Below are 13,620 nucleotides of genomic sequence, written 5' to 3'. Positions count from 1 at the left end.
CGTCAGTCAGATGATGGTGTTGAATTTATCGAATGCCGGGCGAGGGCTGCGGTCAAAAATCGTGGAAGGATCGCCGTAGCCCAGGGTCGAGATGAAATTGGATTTCACATTGGGCTGATCCCGGAAAAAGGCCTGATCGACGGCCTGATTGTCAAAGCCGGACATGGGTCCTGTATCAAGACCAAGCGCGCGGGCGGCGATGATAAAATAAGCACCTTGCAGCGAGCTGTTCCGCATCGCGGCGTCGACACGCCCTTCCGGGTCTCCGTCGAACCAGCTTTTCGCATCGGTGTGCGGGAATAGTTCGGGCAGATGTTCGTGAAAATCCTGATCCATGCCGATGATCACAGCGGCTGGTGCATCCTTGATCTTCTGTTTGTTGCCTTCGCCCGCACAGTCCGCCAGCTTGTCCTTCGCGTCCTGGCTATGGCACCAGACGAGCCGGGCTGGCAGCATATTGGCGCTGGTCGGGCCCATTTTCAGGAGATCCCAAATCGCCTCCAGCTGGTCGGTGGTGACGGGTTTGTCGTGATAGCCGTTAAAGGTTCGGGCCGTGCGGAAAATCTGGTCGAGTGCCGCGTCGGCGAGTGGTGTGTTCATGAGATCCCCATTTTAGCAGAAGGCCGGGTGCAAGCATCGCAGTGGTCAGGCTGCGCGCACTTCCACCACTTCCGGTACATAATGCTTGAGCAGTGATTCAATGCCATGCTTCAATGTGGCTGTCGATGATGGACAACCGGCACAGGCGCCCTGCATCTTGAGAAACACGACGCCGCGATTAAATCCGCGATAGACAATATCTCCGCCATCATTGGCAACGGCTGGCCGGACGCGTGTTTCGATGAGTTCCTTGATCTGTGCAACAATGTCTGCATCTTCTGGATCGTCATGGACCTCTTCTTCAGGGGGAATTTGAATTTCGCCAGCAGATCCCGGCTTGAAGAGCGGCAATTCGGCTGAAAAATGATCGAGCAAGATACTCAGCACCTGGGGTTTCAGGTCCGACCAATCGGATCCCGGACCGCCGGTGACGGAAACGAAATCCGAGCCAAAAAACACACCGGTCACGTCACCCAAGGTGAAAAGGGCCTCGGCCAAGGGTGATATTTCGGCATCCTCGGGCGATGCGAAATCTCTCGTGCCATCGGTCATGACGGTCTGGCCCATCAAGAATTTGAGGGTGGACGGGTTGGGTGTTTTTTCAGTTTCTATCAGCATGCCAGATATGTGGGGCCATATGGGCATCCTATCAAGGCCAAAATCCATTATTGGGCGGAATTAATCGCGGATTCGCAAAGACTATTCACTGGTCAGTCAGAAAGGGGCTGTTTATAACCGCGTCATGATCAAAAAATTCCCAATTCCCGGTCGATTCCCCAAATTGTTCGTTTTAGCCGCGGCCCTGGTTATCGCTCCTCAGAGCACCATTGCGCAGACCACAGATGACGCGCCCGCCTCCACGCCGGCAACCGAGGAATTGCCGTGGCTGTACAAAGGGAGTGATGTCCCGGTCGACAAGAGCTGGACCTTTGGCGTCCTCGACAATGGCCTCCGTTATGCTGTGAAGCGCAACGGCGTGCCCCCGGGGCAGGTTTCGATCCGCGTGCGTATCGATGTTGGCTCGTTGATGGAACTGGATCACGAGCAAGGCTATGCGCATTTCATGGAGCATCTGTCGTTCCGCGGTTCGGAATATGTGCCGGACGGCGAAGCCAAGCGCGTCTGGCAACGCCTGGGCGCGACGTTCGGCAGCGACAGCAATGCGGAAACCACGCCCACGCAAACGGTTTACAAGCTGGACCTGCCCAACGCCAATCCGACCAGTCTCGACGAAAGCATCAAGATTATTTCCGGTATGATCAGCGCGCCCGGGCTGTCGGTCACCGCGATTGACGCCGAGCGTCCGGTGGTACTGGCAGAATTGCAGGAACGGCAGGGTCCCGGAACCAAGGTGCAGGATGCAACCAGCGCGCTGTTCTTTGCCGGGCAGCGTCGCGCAATTCGGGCGCCAATTGGAACACCGGAAACGCTGGCCGCCGCCACGCCCCAGCGCATGCAACTATTTCACCAACGCTGGTATCGGCCAGAAAATACGGTTGTTGTTATTGCCGGTGACGGTGACCCGGAAGAATTTGAAGCGTTGCTCAAAAAGCATTTTTCCGACTGGAAGGGAAAAGGCGAGGCGGGGGTTGCTCCGGCCTTTGGCGATCCCGATCCGGATGCGGACACCAGCCGCATCGTGATTGAACCGACATTGCCCCGCTTTATCTCGTTGGCGACGGTGAGACCCTGGCGGCAAGTCAATGATACGATTGCCTATAACCAGCAATTGTTGATCGATCTTCTGGCGCTCCAGATGATCAACCGGCGCCTTGAAACCCGCGCGCGCGGCGGCGGCAGCTATTTGCAGGCGAGCGTCAGTCAGGAAGATGTCAGCCGGTCCGTCGACGGCACGTTTATCAATATTGTTCCCTTGACCGAAGATTGGGCCGCGGCGCTCAAGGATGTGCGCGCGGTGATCGCCGATGCCACAACCCGGCCACCATCCGAAGCGGATATTGCGCGCGAAATTGCTGAATTTGATGCCGCTTTGGCCATTGGAGTCGAGGGCTATGCAACAGAGGCGGCGCGCAAGCAGGCCGATGACATTGTCAAAGCCGTGGATATTCGCGAGACCGTCGCCACGCCGCAGACCGCGCTGGACGTGTTTCGAGCGATGCGCGACCAATATACGCCCGAGCGGCTGCTTGCATCGACACAGAAACTGTTCGAAGGGGTGGCCACTCGTGCCTTGTTGACGTCCCCCACGGTCGTTGAGGATGGCAAGGTGCAATTGGCGCGCGCGCTGACCGAAAAAGTGAAGGCCGCCGATAATGCGCGAGTCGAGCAAGCCGATCTCGGCTTTGACGCGTTGCCGCGCATTGGCCGCAAGGGCAAAATCAAGAGTTCGCAGAAAATCGGTCGGTTTGAAATTGAAAAACTGGTGCTGTCCAATGGGGTGCGGGTGTTGCTGTTCCCCAACAAGGCGGAGCGGAACAAGATCATGGTCAACGCCCGGTTCGGAACCGGATATCGCGGACTCGACAGCGAAGACGAAGGCTTGGCTTGGTCAGGAGCCCTGGCGTTGATGGCGAGCGGTGTTGGCAAATTGGGACAGGAAGAGCTGGACCGCATCACCACTGGCCGGCGCATTGGTCTTGGCTTTGAGATCGACAATGATGCGTTTGAAATCAAGGCAGACACCCGCGCCGCGGATCTGAAAGACCAGCTCCATCTGATGGCTGCCAAATTGCAATATCCGCGCTGGGACAAAGCGCCTGTGTTGCGCGGGAAAGCGGCTTCTCTCATTGGCTATGACAGCTTCTCGGCGTCACCGCAGGCGGTGTTGCAACGCGATCTCGAATGGCTGGTCCGGGGCAAGGACCCGCGCTGGAAGACGCCGGACAAGGATGATTTCAACAATCTCACGACCAAGCAGTTCAAGAAATTCTGGAAGCCGATATTGAAGAGCGGACCGATCGAACTGATGCTGTTTGGCGACTTCGACCGGGACGAGGCGGTTGAAATGATTTTGGAAACATTTGGCGCGTTGCGAAAACGCAAAGAGCCAAAAGACTCGCAACCGGTGATATCTCCCGAATTTCCGACGGCTCAATCCGGTCCTGAAATCCTGGTTCACAAAGGCGATAGCGAGCGCGCAGCGGCCCTGATCGCCTGGCCGACCGGCGGCGGGATCGAAAATATCAAGGAAAGCCGCCAGCTGGAAGTGCTGGTTTCGATATTCAATGACCGGCTATTCGAGATTTTGCGCTCGAAGGAAGGCGCTACCTATAGCCCGCAGGTGATCAATAACTGGCCAGTCGCCTTTCCGACCGGGGGGTATATCAGCGCTTCAAGCCAATTGACGCCGGACAATATTGATCGTTTCTACGGTGTCGCAGAGCTCATCGCGAAAGATCTGCGCGAGAAACCGGTGAGCGAAGATGAGCTGAAGCGGGTGGTTGAACCGTTGCGGCAACTGATCGCGCGGGCCAGCAGCGGAAACAGTTTCTGGATGGCCAATATGGAAGGCGCAAGCTTCGATCCGCGCAAGCTGACGGTGCTCGGCTCCCTGCTGCAGGATTACACCGTGATCACGCCCGCAGAAGTGCAAAGCCTGGCGCAGAAATATCTCAAGCATTCCACCAGATGGAAGCTGGTGGTCCTGCCGGAGGGCAATAAGCGGGCCGCGACTTCATCAAAAGCCGCGGCGCCGTTAACGTCTAGATAGCGTCCACAATGGCGAGGACCTGTTCGTTGGTCGGGCGTTTCTTGTAATCACCCGAAACCGATTTGGCTGTGATCGTGCCATCCTTGTCGATAACCACGACAGAAGCATAAGGAACGCCAACCGCTTTGCCTTCGGTATATTGTGGGTCCCGCAATTCGAATGCGTCGATCGTTTTGGAGTCTTCGTCAGACAACATCATGTAGTCCAGCATCTGGTTCTTGGAAAACCGGTCCTGGCTTTCGACGCTGTCATAGCTGACACCATAAAGCTTGTAGCCGCGTTTTTCGAGATCAGGGACGATCGCGTTGATGCCCTTGAGCTGGGTTTGACAGAAGGGGCACCATTCCACTGATCGTGTAAAGACCAATATGGCCGGCCCATCTTCGAGGATCTGGGCCAGGGATTTTTCGGTTTCACCGGCCATCACTGTGGCCGTCAGCGGCGCCTCGGCACCCACTGCCAGGCCAGCATCAATAGTCTCCAGGGCTTCGGTCTCCGCCGGGGCGGCTGGTGTCTCGATATCATTGGTCTCAGCGGCTTCCTCCGATTGCGATGCGGGCTGCGAACAGGAAGCAATGGCCAGCGCAGGGGCCAGAGCGAGAAGAGGGGCGATCCGTTTCAATAGTTTACTCCTTGGAAATTGTCCGTTGGTATTCGGGGCAAGCCCGGTGAAGGTTACAGACGATTAAAATTTTTCTTGGGAATCAGTCCTGGGGTGGAAACCGGTCAAAGCCGGGCAGGCTGTGCGCTGCCTTTTCCCACTCGATTTGTTCGGCCAGTTGGACGTTCATTTCCGGTGTGTAGCCATCGGGCTCATCCAGCGTGACCGTCTGAATGTCGATCATTCCGGGCAGGATATTGGCATTTTTATAAGCGATGCCGGTACCGCAATCGCCGCAGAACAGCCGCTCTGCACCATTTTGCCCGCTGCAGGTTTTCAAGCTCCCGCTGGTGACCGAAAATTCGTCCTGATCGAGCATGATCCAGGCAACCGAAGGTGCACCACTGGATTTCTGGCAATCGCGGCAGTGGCAAATAGACTGATTGATCGGTTGGCCGCCAATCTCATATCGAACCGAACCGCAATAACATCCCCCTGAAGCCATGATTACCTCCCGCTAAGTGTCAAACCCATTATGTTATAGCACATATTTCGACAAATCGGTGTCTTTGGCAACATCGGACAGCTGACCATCGACATATGACGCATCAATGGTGATGGTCTCGCCCTTGCGATCCTCTGCTTCAAAGCTGATTTCCTCGAGCAGTTTCTCCATCACCGTTTGCAGGCGCCGGGCGCCGATATTCTCGACCGTTTCGTTCACATTGGCGGCGATTTCGGCAAGCTTGGCTACGGCATCTTCGGTGATCTCGATGGTGACGTCTTCGGTGCCCAGCAACGCGACATATTGGGTTGGCAGATTCGCTTTGGTTTCGGTCAGAATACGCACGAAATCCGCTTCGGTCAGCGCGCGCAGCTCAACCCGGATCGGCAGGCGTCCCTGCAGTTCAGGCAACATATCGCTCGGTTTGGAGATTGAAAAAGCACCCGAGGCGATGAACAGAATATGGTCGGTTTTCATCGGGCCATATTTGGTCGCCACGGTGGTGCCTTCGATCAGCGGCAGAAGATCGCGCTGGACGCCCTCGCGGCTGACCGAACCGCCGCGGACATCACTGACCGCGATTTTGTCAATTTCGTCGAGGAAAACGATGCCATTGGATTCGGCATCGGTAATCGCTGAACGGGCAATATCATCATCGTCGAGCCGTTTGTCGGATTCTTCCTCGATCAGCTTGTCCCAGGCATCGGCCACGCGCATCTTGCGGCGCTTGAGATTATTCTGACCCAAGGCTTTGCCCATCATGTCGGACAGGTTGATCATCCCGACCTGGCCGGACATGCCCGGTATATCCATCGGCATGCTGGGTGCATCTTCGACTTCAATCTCGATCTCGGTATCGTTCATATGATTGTCGACCACCCGCTGACGAAAGCTTTCACGGGTCGCTTCGCTGGCATTTTCGCCGCATAGCACATCCAGCAGCCGTTTCATCGCCGCATCGGACGCGGTTTCGCGCACCGCCAGACGACGGCGCTCGCGCTCAAGGCGCACGGCTTCTTCGGCGAGATCGCGCGCAATCTGTTCGACATCCCGACCGACATAGCCAACTTCAGTAAATTTGGTCGCTTCGATCTTGATAAAGGGCGCATCGGCCAGTTTCGCCAGCCGGCGCGAAATTTCGGTCTTGCCGCAACCGGTGGGGCCGATCATCAAGATGTTTTTTGGCGTGACTTCATCGCGCAGTTCTGCCGGAAGCTTCTGTCGCCGCCAGCGATTGCGCAGCGCCACGGCAACCGCGCGCTTGGCCTCTTTCTGGCCGACAATATGCTCGTCAAGCGCCTGGACGATGGCCTTTGGGGTGAGATTATCTAGCATGGGTGCCCTTTGGTGAAATCAAGATAGGTTATGTAGGAAAATGACGATCAGAGATTATGTCGCGCTGTCGAGCAGCTCGAGCGTGATCTGATCATTGGTGTAAACACACACATCGGCGGCAATCGCCATGGCTTTCTTGCCGAGTTTTTCTGCGTCTTTTTCATAGTCGATCAAAGCCCGGGCCGCGGCCAACGCGAAGTTGCCACCAGATCCGATGGCGGCTATGCCCTGCGTGGGCTCCAGCACATCGCCATTGCCGGTCAGGATCAATGTCACATCCTTATCCGCGACGATCATCATCGCTTCAAGATTGCGCAGATATTTGTCGGTCCGCCAGTCTTTCGCCAATTCAACGGCTGCCCGCATCAGCTGTCCATTGTGCCGTTCGAGCTTGGCCTCTAGCCGTTCGAAAAGAGTGAAGGCATCCGCGGTTGCGCCGGCGAAGCCGCCGATCACTGATCCGTCATGCAATTGCCGGACTTTGCGGGCATTGGGTTTCATGACCGTCTGGCCCATGGAAACCTGCCCATCGCCAACGACGATGACTTTGCCATTTTTGCGGACGGATAAGATGGTGGTGCCATGCCATTGCTGCATGCCATGCTGCTGATTTTCTGTCATAAAGCGCATATGGGAAATCGGATGCGCAAGTGCAAGCGCTGGCCGATCAGCTTTGCATCAACACCCGGACTTCTTCTCCGGCATAGAGGCGAACATCCATTGCTTCGATCCGGTGTTGCGTCAAAATGCTATTGAAGATTGCCATATGTGTGGTCTGAAAATGGGCTTCCAGAGCGGTTTCATTCTGCCACCGCTCGACAATATGAAAGAGATTGTCCGCAGAAATATCCTGAGCAAAACTGTAATGGAGGCAGCCGGCTTCCGCGCGGGTAGCTTTCGCCATTGCCGCAGCAGCATCGATCAGCGCCGCTGTGCTTTCCGGAGGCAGCTTGATCCAGCCTTGCACGAAAATCATCGTCTCTTTCCTCAGTGGTTCGCGGTTGAACAAGAATATGGCGCTGTCACATAGCCGAGTATCGAACCGATGATGCTCCGCTGACAGGCAAAAAAAATGGCGACCAAAAGGCCGCCATCTTTTACTAACCTAAAGCCTGAATTCAGGGGCTGGTTGGTGTGTCGTCGCTTCCGTCAGCTGCGACAATGATGCCGCCGATGACTGCAGCTGCAGCGAGAACGGCAATGATGATGCCGGATCCGCCAGCGAGCTGGCTTTCGTCTTCTGCGGATGCATCAGCACGCACAGCTTCGGAAACTTTAGCTACTGGAGCAACAGCTTGTGCAAGCACAGGTGTCGCAACCAAAGAAGAGGCTGCAATCGCAGCCAAACCGATTTTACCGAAACGCATAATAAGCTCCTTAAAATTTCGCATTTCACTCAATAGCTGTGCCACTGCCACAAAAGTTCTTTGAAATCAACCGGATTGAACGCATTTGGGCGATTCTTGAATGCTGTTGCAAAGATCACACAATGCTGTGGTCCCCGTACGGCCCTTTACCATGTTTGATCAGGACTTGCGGCGGGACTGTATCATCATAAGACAGCTTGGCTTTTTGGCGATTTGCCCGTGGATTTCATGGCTAACAAATTGTTAATGTTTGGGCATGACAAATCATCGCACCCGACCATTGAGCCTGCGCAACGAAGGCGCGCGGCATCCGTTTCGATTGACATTACCGGTCGAACCGGCGCTGCAGGCCCGCGAGGAGATCCGGGTGGAAGCCCTTGCACAACGCAAATCTGTTTGGCGAAACGAAGATGTTCACCTGTTCCTGCTGAGCTTCCTGGCGTTTTTCACCGCCTTTTACCTGTTCATTTTCTAGGCATCTGAGCGCCCCGCCTCCGGGTTGCCCCGCTTCAATCGCAGGCCAGATGGAGTTGCTGACCTAGCCAGGCCGCGACGACGCACATGGCCGCGACCAATAATAATTGCTCGGTGGTGGAAACACCCAGCATGCTCAATCCCAGCGCAGCCAAAGCGCCCAATACCATGCAACCGGAGTTGACGACATTGTTGGCCGCGATGGTGCGGGCGGTTTCGCTGATATCGACGGTGGTGGTCAGAAAGGCGTAGAGCGGGACGACGAACATGCCGCCAAAAATGGCAACACCGGCCAGGGTGCCGAGCAAGGCCCAGGCGCCGTCGTGCAGCATGAAGGTTTCAAACGTGTACAGATCGCCACCTTCCAGGCCATCCCACCCGCGAGCAATGAAATAGAGGATGGTAACGAATACCCCCATCGCAATCACGCTAATCGGCGCATAGCGCGCCGAGACTTCGGATTTGAGCAATCGGTTGATCAGGATTGAACCCACCGCGATGCCAATCGAGAAAACACCAAGGAACAAGCTGGCCACGGCCGGTGTTGCGGTCAGGACATTTTCGACCAGTGGCGGGAACTGGATCACCAGCACGGATCCGATGGTCCAGAAAAAGCTGATCGCGACGATAGCGAGATAGAGACGGCGGATATGGAGCGTGGCCGAAATCAGCCGGATCGAGGACCGGACGAAATTGAAATCGATTTTCTCGACATCCTTTTGCGGGGGTGCACTGGGCAGAAATTGTGCACCGAGTCTTCCGACCAGCGCGACGAAAAACACCGCAACCACTGCCAGCTCCACACCATTGCCGTTGCGGTCGATGATAATTCCCCCGAGAATCGTGCCGGCGAGAATGGCGATATAGGTTCCGGCTTCCACCAGTCCGGTGCCCGCCAGAACTTCGTCTTTCTCGAGATGTTGCGGAAGAATCGCATATTTAATCGGGCCGAAAAAAGTCGATTGCAGGCCGAGCAGGAACAGCGCCGTGAGCATGATCGGAATCGATTGAATCCACAGGCCGATACCACCGATGATCGCAATGGCAATTTCCAGATTCTTGACCACCCGGGTGATTCGGGCCTTGTCATAATTGTCGGCGAGTTGGCCGGCCAAGGAGGAGAACAAAAAGAAAGGGAGAATGAATATGCCGGACGCCAGCGCATTGAACTGAAAATCCTGTGCCGGGTCCTGATAGATTCCATAGGTCACCAAAATGACCATCGAAAATTTGAACAGATTGTCGTTGAACGCCCCGAGCAGCTGCGTCACGAATAAAGGCCAGAATCGGCGTTTGGCCAATAGTCGGAGGGCTGATGACATGTTGGATTTTCCTGTTGTTGCGCGCTGCCAGACAGGGGAAGAGGCGAGGGGGCACCCTAACAAGCTATTTAGGGAGCGCAAGGCGTTGCTTGCCGATCGTCAGAGAGAAACACCCGGTTTGGCGGCCTTGGCACGGTCGGCTTTGAAGGCGGTTGCGACAGTTAGGATTTAACTTTCGCGCAAACCCCGTTATGGCAACCGGCAATATGCTGAATCTTCCGAATATATTGACGCTGTCCCGCATTTTCACCATGCCGTTCCTGGTCTGGTTGCTGTGGGATCAAAGCTGGAAACTGGGGTATCTGCTGGCGTTCGGCCTCTATAGCCTGATGGCCATCACCGATTATTTCGACGGCTATCTGGCCCGCGCCCAGGGCACGGTTTCCAAGCTCGGGATTTTTCTCGACCCGATTGCCGACAAGATCATGGTGGCATCGGTGGTGCTGATCCTGTGCGCCACGCGCGATATTGAAGGCCTTCACGTGATCGCAGCACTGGTGATATTGCTGCGTGAAATCGCGGTGTCCGGCTTGCGTGAATTTCTGGCCGGACTGCAGGTCAGCGTGCCGGTGTCCAAGCTGGCAAAATGGAAAACCACGTTTCAGCTTTTCTCGCTCGGCGCATTAATCCTGGCCGGCGGTCTGCCGCAATTTGAGCTGATCAAGACCGCTGGTCTGTGGTCGCTGTGGGCGGCCGCGATATTGACGCTAATCACCGGCTGGGATTATCTGCGGGTCGGCCTCAAGCATATGGATTAGGATGCGATCATGGCGCAATCTCTGACGATACTCTATTTTGCCTGGGTCCGCGAAAAAGTGGGCCGGGACGAAGACCAGCTTGATCTTCCTGATTCGGTCCGGTCGGTCGGTGATTTGCTGGCGCATTTGTGCGCTTCGGATGGTCGATACGCGCAGGCTTTTGCCGATATGGAAAAGCTCCGTTTTGCGCTCGATCAGGACTTTGTCGGGACCGAACAGGCCCTGACGGGCGCGAAGGAACTCGCGATTTTCCCACCCGTGACCGGCGGATGATTACCGTAACGGTCAGCGGCGATGATTTTGATGCAGGTCGAACGATTAGCGAACTGGCCGCATTGGGCGGCGGCGCTGTGGCCAGTTTTGTCGGTCAGGTGCGCGGCGATGCGTCGCTGGTCGCCCTCGAACTGGAACATTATCCGGCGATGACCGAAAAGGCGTTGCGCGCTATTGCCGACCGGGCGGCGGAGAAATGGGCGCTCCACGGGATCACGATTGTTCATCGGATCGGCCGGTTGCGGGTTGGTGAGCAGATTGTAATGGTTTGCACCGGCTCCGATCATCGGCAAGACTCAATCGCCGCCTGCTCCTACATCATGGATCAACTGAAAACCGTTGCGCCGTTCTGGAAGAAGGAAATATCCGCAGATGGCGAAGAACGGTGGGTAAGTGAACGCCAATCGGATCTGGATGCCGCATCCGAGTGGGACCAGTAGGGCCTATTGCTCCTTGCTCATAACCCAATTCTGTCCCTCGCGCATGATCTCGGCGAGTAGCTTGAACTCATCTTTCCGAGGGCTGTTCTTGCGCCAAACCAAAGCGATATTGCGCGAAGCATGATCAGATTTAATCGGCCGGGCGATAATATCGGTATGATCCAAAATGCCGCTATCGATAGCCATTTTGGGCAAAAGCGTCAGGCCCAGGCCATTATCGACCATCTGTACCAGGGTATGTAGCGATGTGCCCATCATGCGCGCCGAAGCGCGCAGTTCCGGGCGGTTACACGCCGCCAGGGCGTGATCCTTCAGACAATGCCCGTCTTCGAGCAGCAACAGCCTGTTTTCATCAATAATCGCCGGATCGATCGTTGCCGGCGGATCGCGCGGATCATCTTTCGGAAAGGCGACAAATATCTCGTCGTCGAACAGCACCTCGGATTCGATATCCCCGCAAGGGAAGGGCTGCGCCAGGATCACGCAATCCACATGGCCATGGTGCAGGGAATCGCAGGCCGCCTGGCTGGTTTCTTCTTTCAGATAAAGTTTGAGCTCGGGCCGGTCCTTGCGCAGGCGCGGCAGCAATTTGGGCAGCAGAAACGGCGCGATCGTCGGAATGACGCTCATCCGGACATCGCCAACCAGGGGCTGTCCGGCGGAACGGGCCATTTCGGACAATTCTTCGGCCTCGCGCAAAATTCTGTGGGATTTCTCGACCATCTGGTTGCCGAGTTCGGTAAAGCGAACCACCCGTCGGGTGCGCTCGACCAGCACCACGTCGAGCAATGTTTCCAGTTCCTTGATGCCGGCGGACAATGTTGATTGAGTCACAAAACAAGCCTCTGCCGCCCGGCCAAAATGCCCGTGTTCCTGCAGCGCAACGAGATATTGCAATTGTTTCAGCGTCGGCAAATAGGTCGACATCATTCAGTCCTTCAATAATTGTGGGCTCAATAATTCAATTTGCAGATTTATGCGAGGGGGAAAACAGCCAGATTAAAACAAGTTGCAAGAAAGGACTGGATAATCCGTCACAGGAGCCTTAGCTTGAGACTTGTAAATTCTCCGGAGAAAAACATGTTTCGGGACCTTGGCCAATATCTGGATTCGATCAAAGCGCGTGACCCGGCGCCGCGGTCTCGCTGGGAAATTTTGCTTTATCCCGGGGTGCTGGCGGTCGGGCTGCATCGTATCGCGCACTGGCTGTTCAAGGGGGAACTGTACTTCCTCGCGCGGTTCGTTAATCATTTTGCGCGTCTGTTTACCGGGATCGATATCCACCCCGGCGCCAAGGTGGGCCGGCATCTGTTCATCGACCATGGTTTTTCTGTCATCGGAGAAACCGCGATTATCGGCGATAATGTCACTATCTATCAGTGCGTGACGCTCGGCGGAACCAATCCGACCAACGGCGTCGGCGGCAAACGTCATCCCACGATTGAAGATGATGCTATTTTGGGATCGGGAGCGCAGATATTGGGGCCCATCACCATCGGCAAGCGGTCGCGCATCGGCGCCAATGCGGTAGTGACGCAGGATGTGCCCGAAGGCGCCACCATGGTCGGTGTCCGGGCGCGGCCAACATTGGTGCAGGTCGAGGAGTATCAGCAGGATTTCACGCCTTACGGCACACCGTGCAGCGAGGTCTTTGATCCGGCTACGCAAAAGCTGGAAATATTGCAGTGTGAAATGGAACAGCTGCAGAAACGGATTGCTGCATTTGCAGAGCAGCGGGATTCCAGCCTGGATGACAAGTCGGGAAGCGAGCGAGACAGCGCTTGAAGCGCACGGATCAGCCAGATGGGGCCTCGAATGTTGCGATTTTCCCGAATCGGGGAAACGCGGTGCTTCAGGTCGGCTTTGAGCGGCGCGAAATGAATCGGATCATGGATCTCTATGGCCGGATGGTGGCGGCGGGCCATTGGCGGGATTATGCCATGGACATGGGCAAGGATGCCGCTATTTTTGCCGCCTTTCGTCGCGCTTCCGAGCGCCCCCAGATGCGCATTGAAAAACGGCCGGCCAATCGCAACAAGCAAGGCATGTGGACGCTGCACGGCGAACATGGCCAGATTCTCAAGCGCGGGCATGACCTGGTCCCGGTTTTGGCACCACTTGAACGGCAGTTGATGAAACTGGTTTCGGAATAAGCCAATCTCCGACCGATAGCGTCAGCCAGCCCTGTAAAAAAACTGACATAAAACTGACGTTTTTTCGAAACGAACACATCATATTGCCGTCATCATTCTTTCAGATCCTTTTTCGGGGACCA

At 55.8% G+C, this 13,620-nt stretch carries 17 protein-coding genes; 7 read left to right on the top strand and 10 right to left on the bottom strand.

Annotated features, from left to right (window positions below):
- Positions 1–6: 6 nt before the first annotated feature.
- Positions 7–600: a malonic semialdehyde reductase gene (locus ACZ1GS_RS10435; RefSeq protein ID WP_472695131.1), complete on the bottom strand. Its 594-nt coding sequence runs from the start codon at positions 598–600 to the stop codon at positions 7–9.
- A 45-nt stretch (positions 601–645) separates the two neighbouring features.
- Positions 646–1,218: a NifU family protein gene (locus ACZ1GS_RS10430; RefSeq protein WP_472695130.1), complete on the bottom strand. Its 573-nt coding sequence runs from the start codon at positions 1,216–1,218 to the stop codon at positions 646–648.
- A 124-nt stretch (positions 1,219–1,342) separates the two neighbouring features.
- Between ACZ1GS_RS10430 and ACZ1GS_RS10425 the strand changes: the two genes are divergently transcribed.
- Positions 1,343–4,270: a M16 family metallopeptidase gene (locus ACZ1GS_RS10425; RefSeq protein WP_472695129.1), complete on the top strand. Its 2,928-nt coding sequence runs from the start codon at positions 1,343–1,345 to the stop codon at positions 4,268–4,270.
- Here the strand turns inward: ACZ1GS_RS10425 and ACZ1GS_RS10420 are convergent.
- From ACZ1GS_RS10420 to ACZ1GS_RS10395, 6 genes are all read right to left on the bottom strand, one after another.
- Positions 4,263–4,892, bottom strand: a complete 630-nt coding sequence (locus ACZ1GS_RS10420) for a peroxiredoxin family protein (protein WP_472695128.1) — start codon at positions 4,890–4,892, stop codon at positions 4,263–4,265. The two genes, ACZ1GS_RS10425 and ACZ1GS_RS10420, sit on opposite strands and share 8 nt — an antisense overlap.
- 82 nt (positions 4,893–4,974) lie before the next feature.
- Positions 4,975–5,376, bottom strand: a complete 402-nt coding sequence (locus tag ACZ1GS_RS10415) for a GFA family protein (protein WP_472695127.1) — start codon at positions 5,374–5,376, stop codon at positions 4,975–4,977.
- A 33-nt stretch (positions 5,377–5,409) separates the two neighbouring features.
- Positions 5,410–6,711 carry an ATP-dependent protease ATPase subunit HslU gene (gene hslU / locus ACZ1GS_RS10410; RefSeq protein WP_472695126.1) on the bottom strand — a complete coding sequence of 434 codons (1,302 nt, stop codon included), beginning with the start codon at positions 6,709–6,711 and terminating at the stop codon, positions 5,410–5,412.
- A gap of 54 nt (positions 6,712–6,765) precedes the next feature.
- The gene (gene hslV, locus ACZ1GS_RS10405; RefSeq protein ID WP_472698118.1) at positions 6,766–7,308 is read right to left on the bottom strand and encodes an ATP-dependent protease subunit HslV; all 543 of its coding nucleotides are present in this window, start codon (positions 7,306–7,308) and stop codon (positions 6,766–6,768) included.
- A 70-nt stretch (positions 7,309–7,378) separates the two neighbouring features.
- A complete protein-coding gene (locus ACZ1GS_RS10400; RefSeq protein ID WP_472695125.1) occupies positions 7,379–7,687 on the bottom strand; it encodes a putative quinol monooxygenase in 309 nt (102 codons plus the stop codon).
- 142 nt (positions 7,688–7,829) lie between these two features.
- A complete protein-coding gene (locus tag ACZ1GS_RS10395) occupies positions 7,830–8,078 on the bottom strand; it encodes a hypothetical protein (RefSeq protein WP_472695124.1) in 249 nt (82 codons plus the stop codon).
- 256 nt (positions 8,079–8,334) lie between these two features.
- On the opposite strand from ACZ1GS_RS10395, the gene ACZ1GS_RS10390 reads away from it, so the two are divergent.
- Positions 8,335–8,553, top strand: a complete 219-nt coding sequence (locus tag ACZ1GS_RS10390) for a hypothetical protein (RefSeq protein WP_472695123.1) — start codon at positions 8,335–8,337, stop codon at positions 8,551–8,553.
- Between the two features lie 34 nt (positions 8,554–8,587).
- Here the strand turns inward: ACZ1GS_RS10390 and ACZ1GS_RS10385 are convergent, their stop codons facing one another.
- Positions 8,588–9,874 (bottom strand): MFS transporter, encoded by a 1,287-nt coding sequence (locus ACZ1GS_RS10385; RefSeq protein WP_472695122.1) that lies wholly within the window; start codon positions 9,872–9,874, stop codon positions 8,588–8,590.
- 206 nt (positions 9,875–10,080) lie between these two features.
- Between ACZ1GS_RS10385 and pgsA the strand changes: the two genes are divergently transcribed.
- From pgsA to ACZ1GS_RS10370, 3 genes are read left to right on the top strand one after another with little or no spacing between them, the layout of a single operon-like run.
- Complete coding sequence (pgsA, locus tag ACZ1GS_RS10380) at positions 10,081–10,632, top strand: CDP-diacylglycerol--glycerol-3-phosphate 3-phosphatidyltransferase (RefSeq protein WP_472695121.1); 552 nt, start codon at positions 10,081–10,083, stop codon at positions 10,630–10,632.
- A 9-nt stretch (positions 10,633–10,641) separates the two neighbouring features.
- Positions 10,642–10,905 carry a molybdopterin converting factor subunit 1 gene (gene moaD, locus ACZ1GS_RS10375; RefSeq protein ID WP_472695120.1) on the top strand — a complete coding sequence of 88 codons (264 nt, stop codon included), beginning with the start codon at positions 10,642–10,644 and terminating at the stop codon, positions 10,903–10,905.
- A complete protein-coding gene (locus tag ACZ1GS_RS10370; protein WP_472695119.1) occupies positions 10,902–11,345 on the top strand; it encodes a molybdenum cofactor biosynthesis protein MoaE in 444 nt (147 codons plus the stop codon). The genes moaD and ACZ1GS_RS10370 overlap by 4 nt, the downstream gene beginning before the upstream one ends.
- A gap of 3 nt (positions 11,346–11,348) precedes the next feature.
- Here ACZ1GS_RS10370 and ACZ1GS_RS10365 read toward each other — a convergent pair whose 3' ends face one another.
- Positions 11,349–12,272, bottom strand: coding sequence for a hydrogen peroxide-inducible genes activator (locus ACZ1GS_RS10365; RefSeq protein ID WP_472698117.1), 924 nt, complete (start codon positions 12,270–12,272; stop codon positions 11,349–11,351).
- Positions 12,273–12,425: 153 nt separating this feature from the next.
- Here ACZ1GS_RS10365 and epsC point away from each other — a divergent pair, with 153 nt between their 5' ends.
- Positions 12,426–13,130, top strand: coding sequence for a serine O-acetyltransferase EpsC (epsC, locus tag ACZ1GS_RS10360; protein ID WP_472695118.1), 705 nt, complete (start codon positions 12,426–12,428; stop codon positions 13,128–13,130).
- 92 nt (positions 13,131–13,222) lie between these two features.
- Positions 13,223–13,498: a DUF2794 domain-containing protein gene (locus ACZ1GS_RS10355; RefSeq protein ID WP_472695117.1), complete on the top strand. Its 276-nt coding sequence runs from the start codon at positions 13,223–13,225 to the stop codon at positions 13,496–13,498.
- Positions 13,499–13,620: the final 122 nt, after the last annotated feature.

The organism is Parasphingorhabdus sp. W113 (assembly GCF_055693205.1).
The sequence above is the reverse complement of the archived record's forward strand: the minus strand, read 5'-3'. Positions and strand labels throughout refer to the sequence as shown.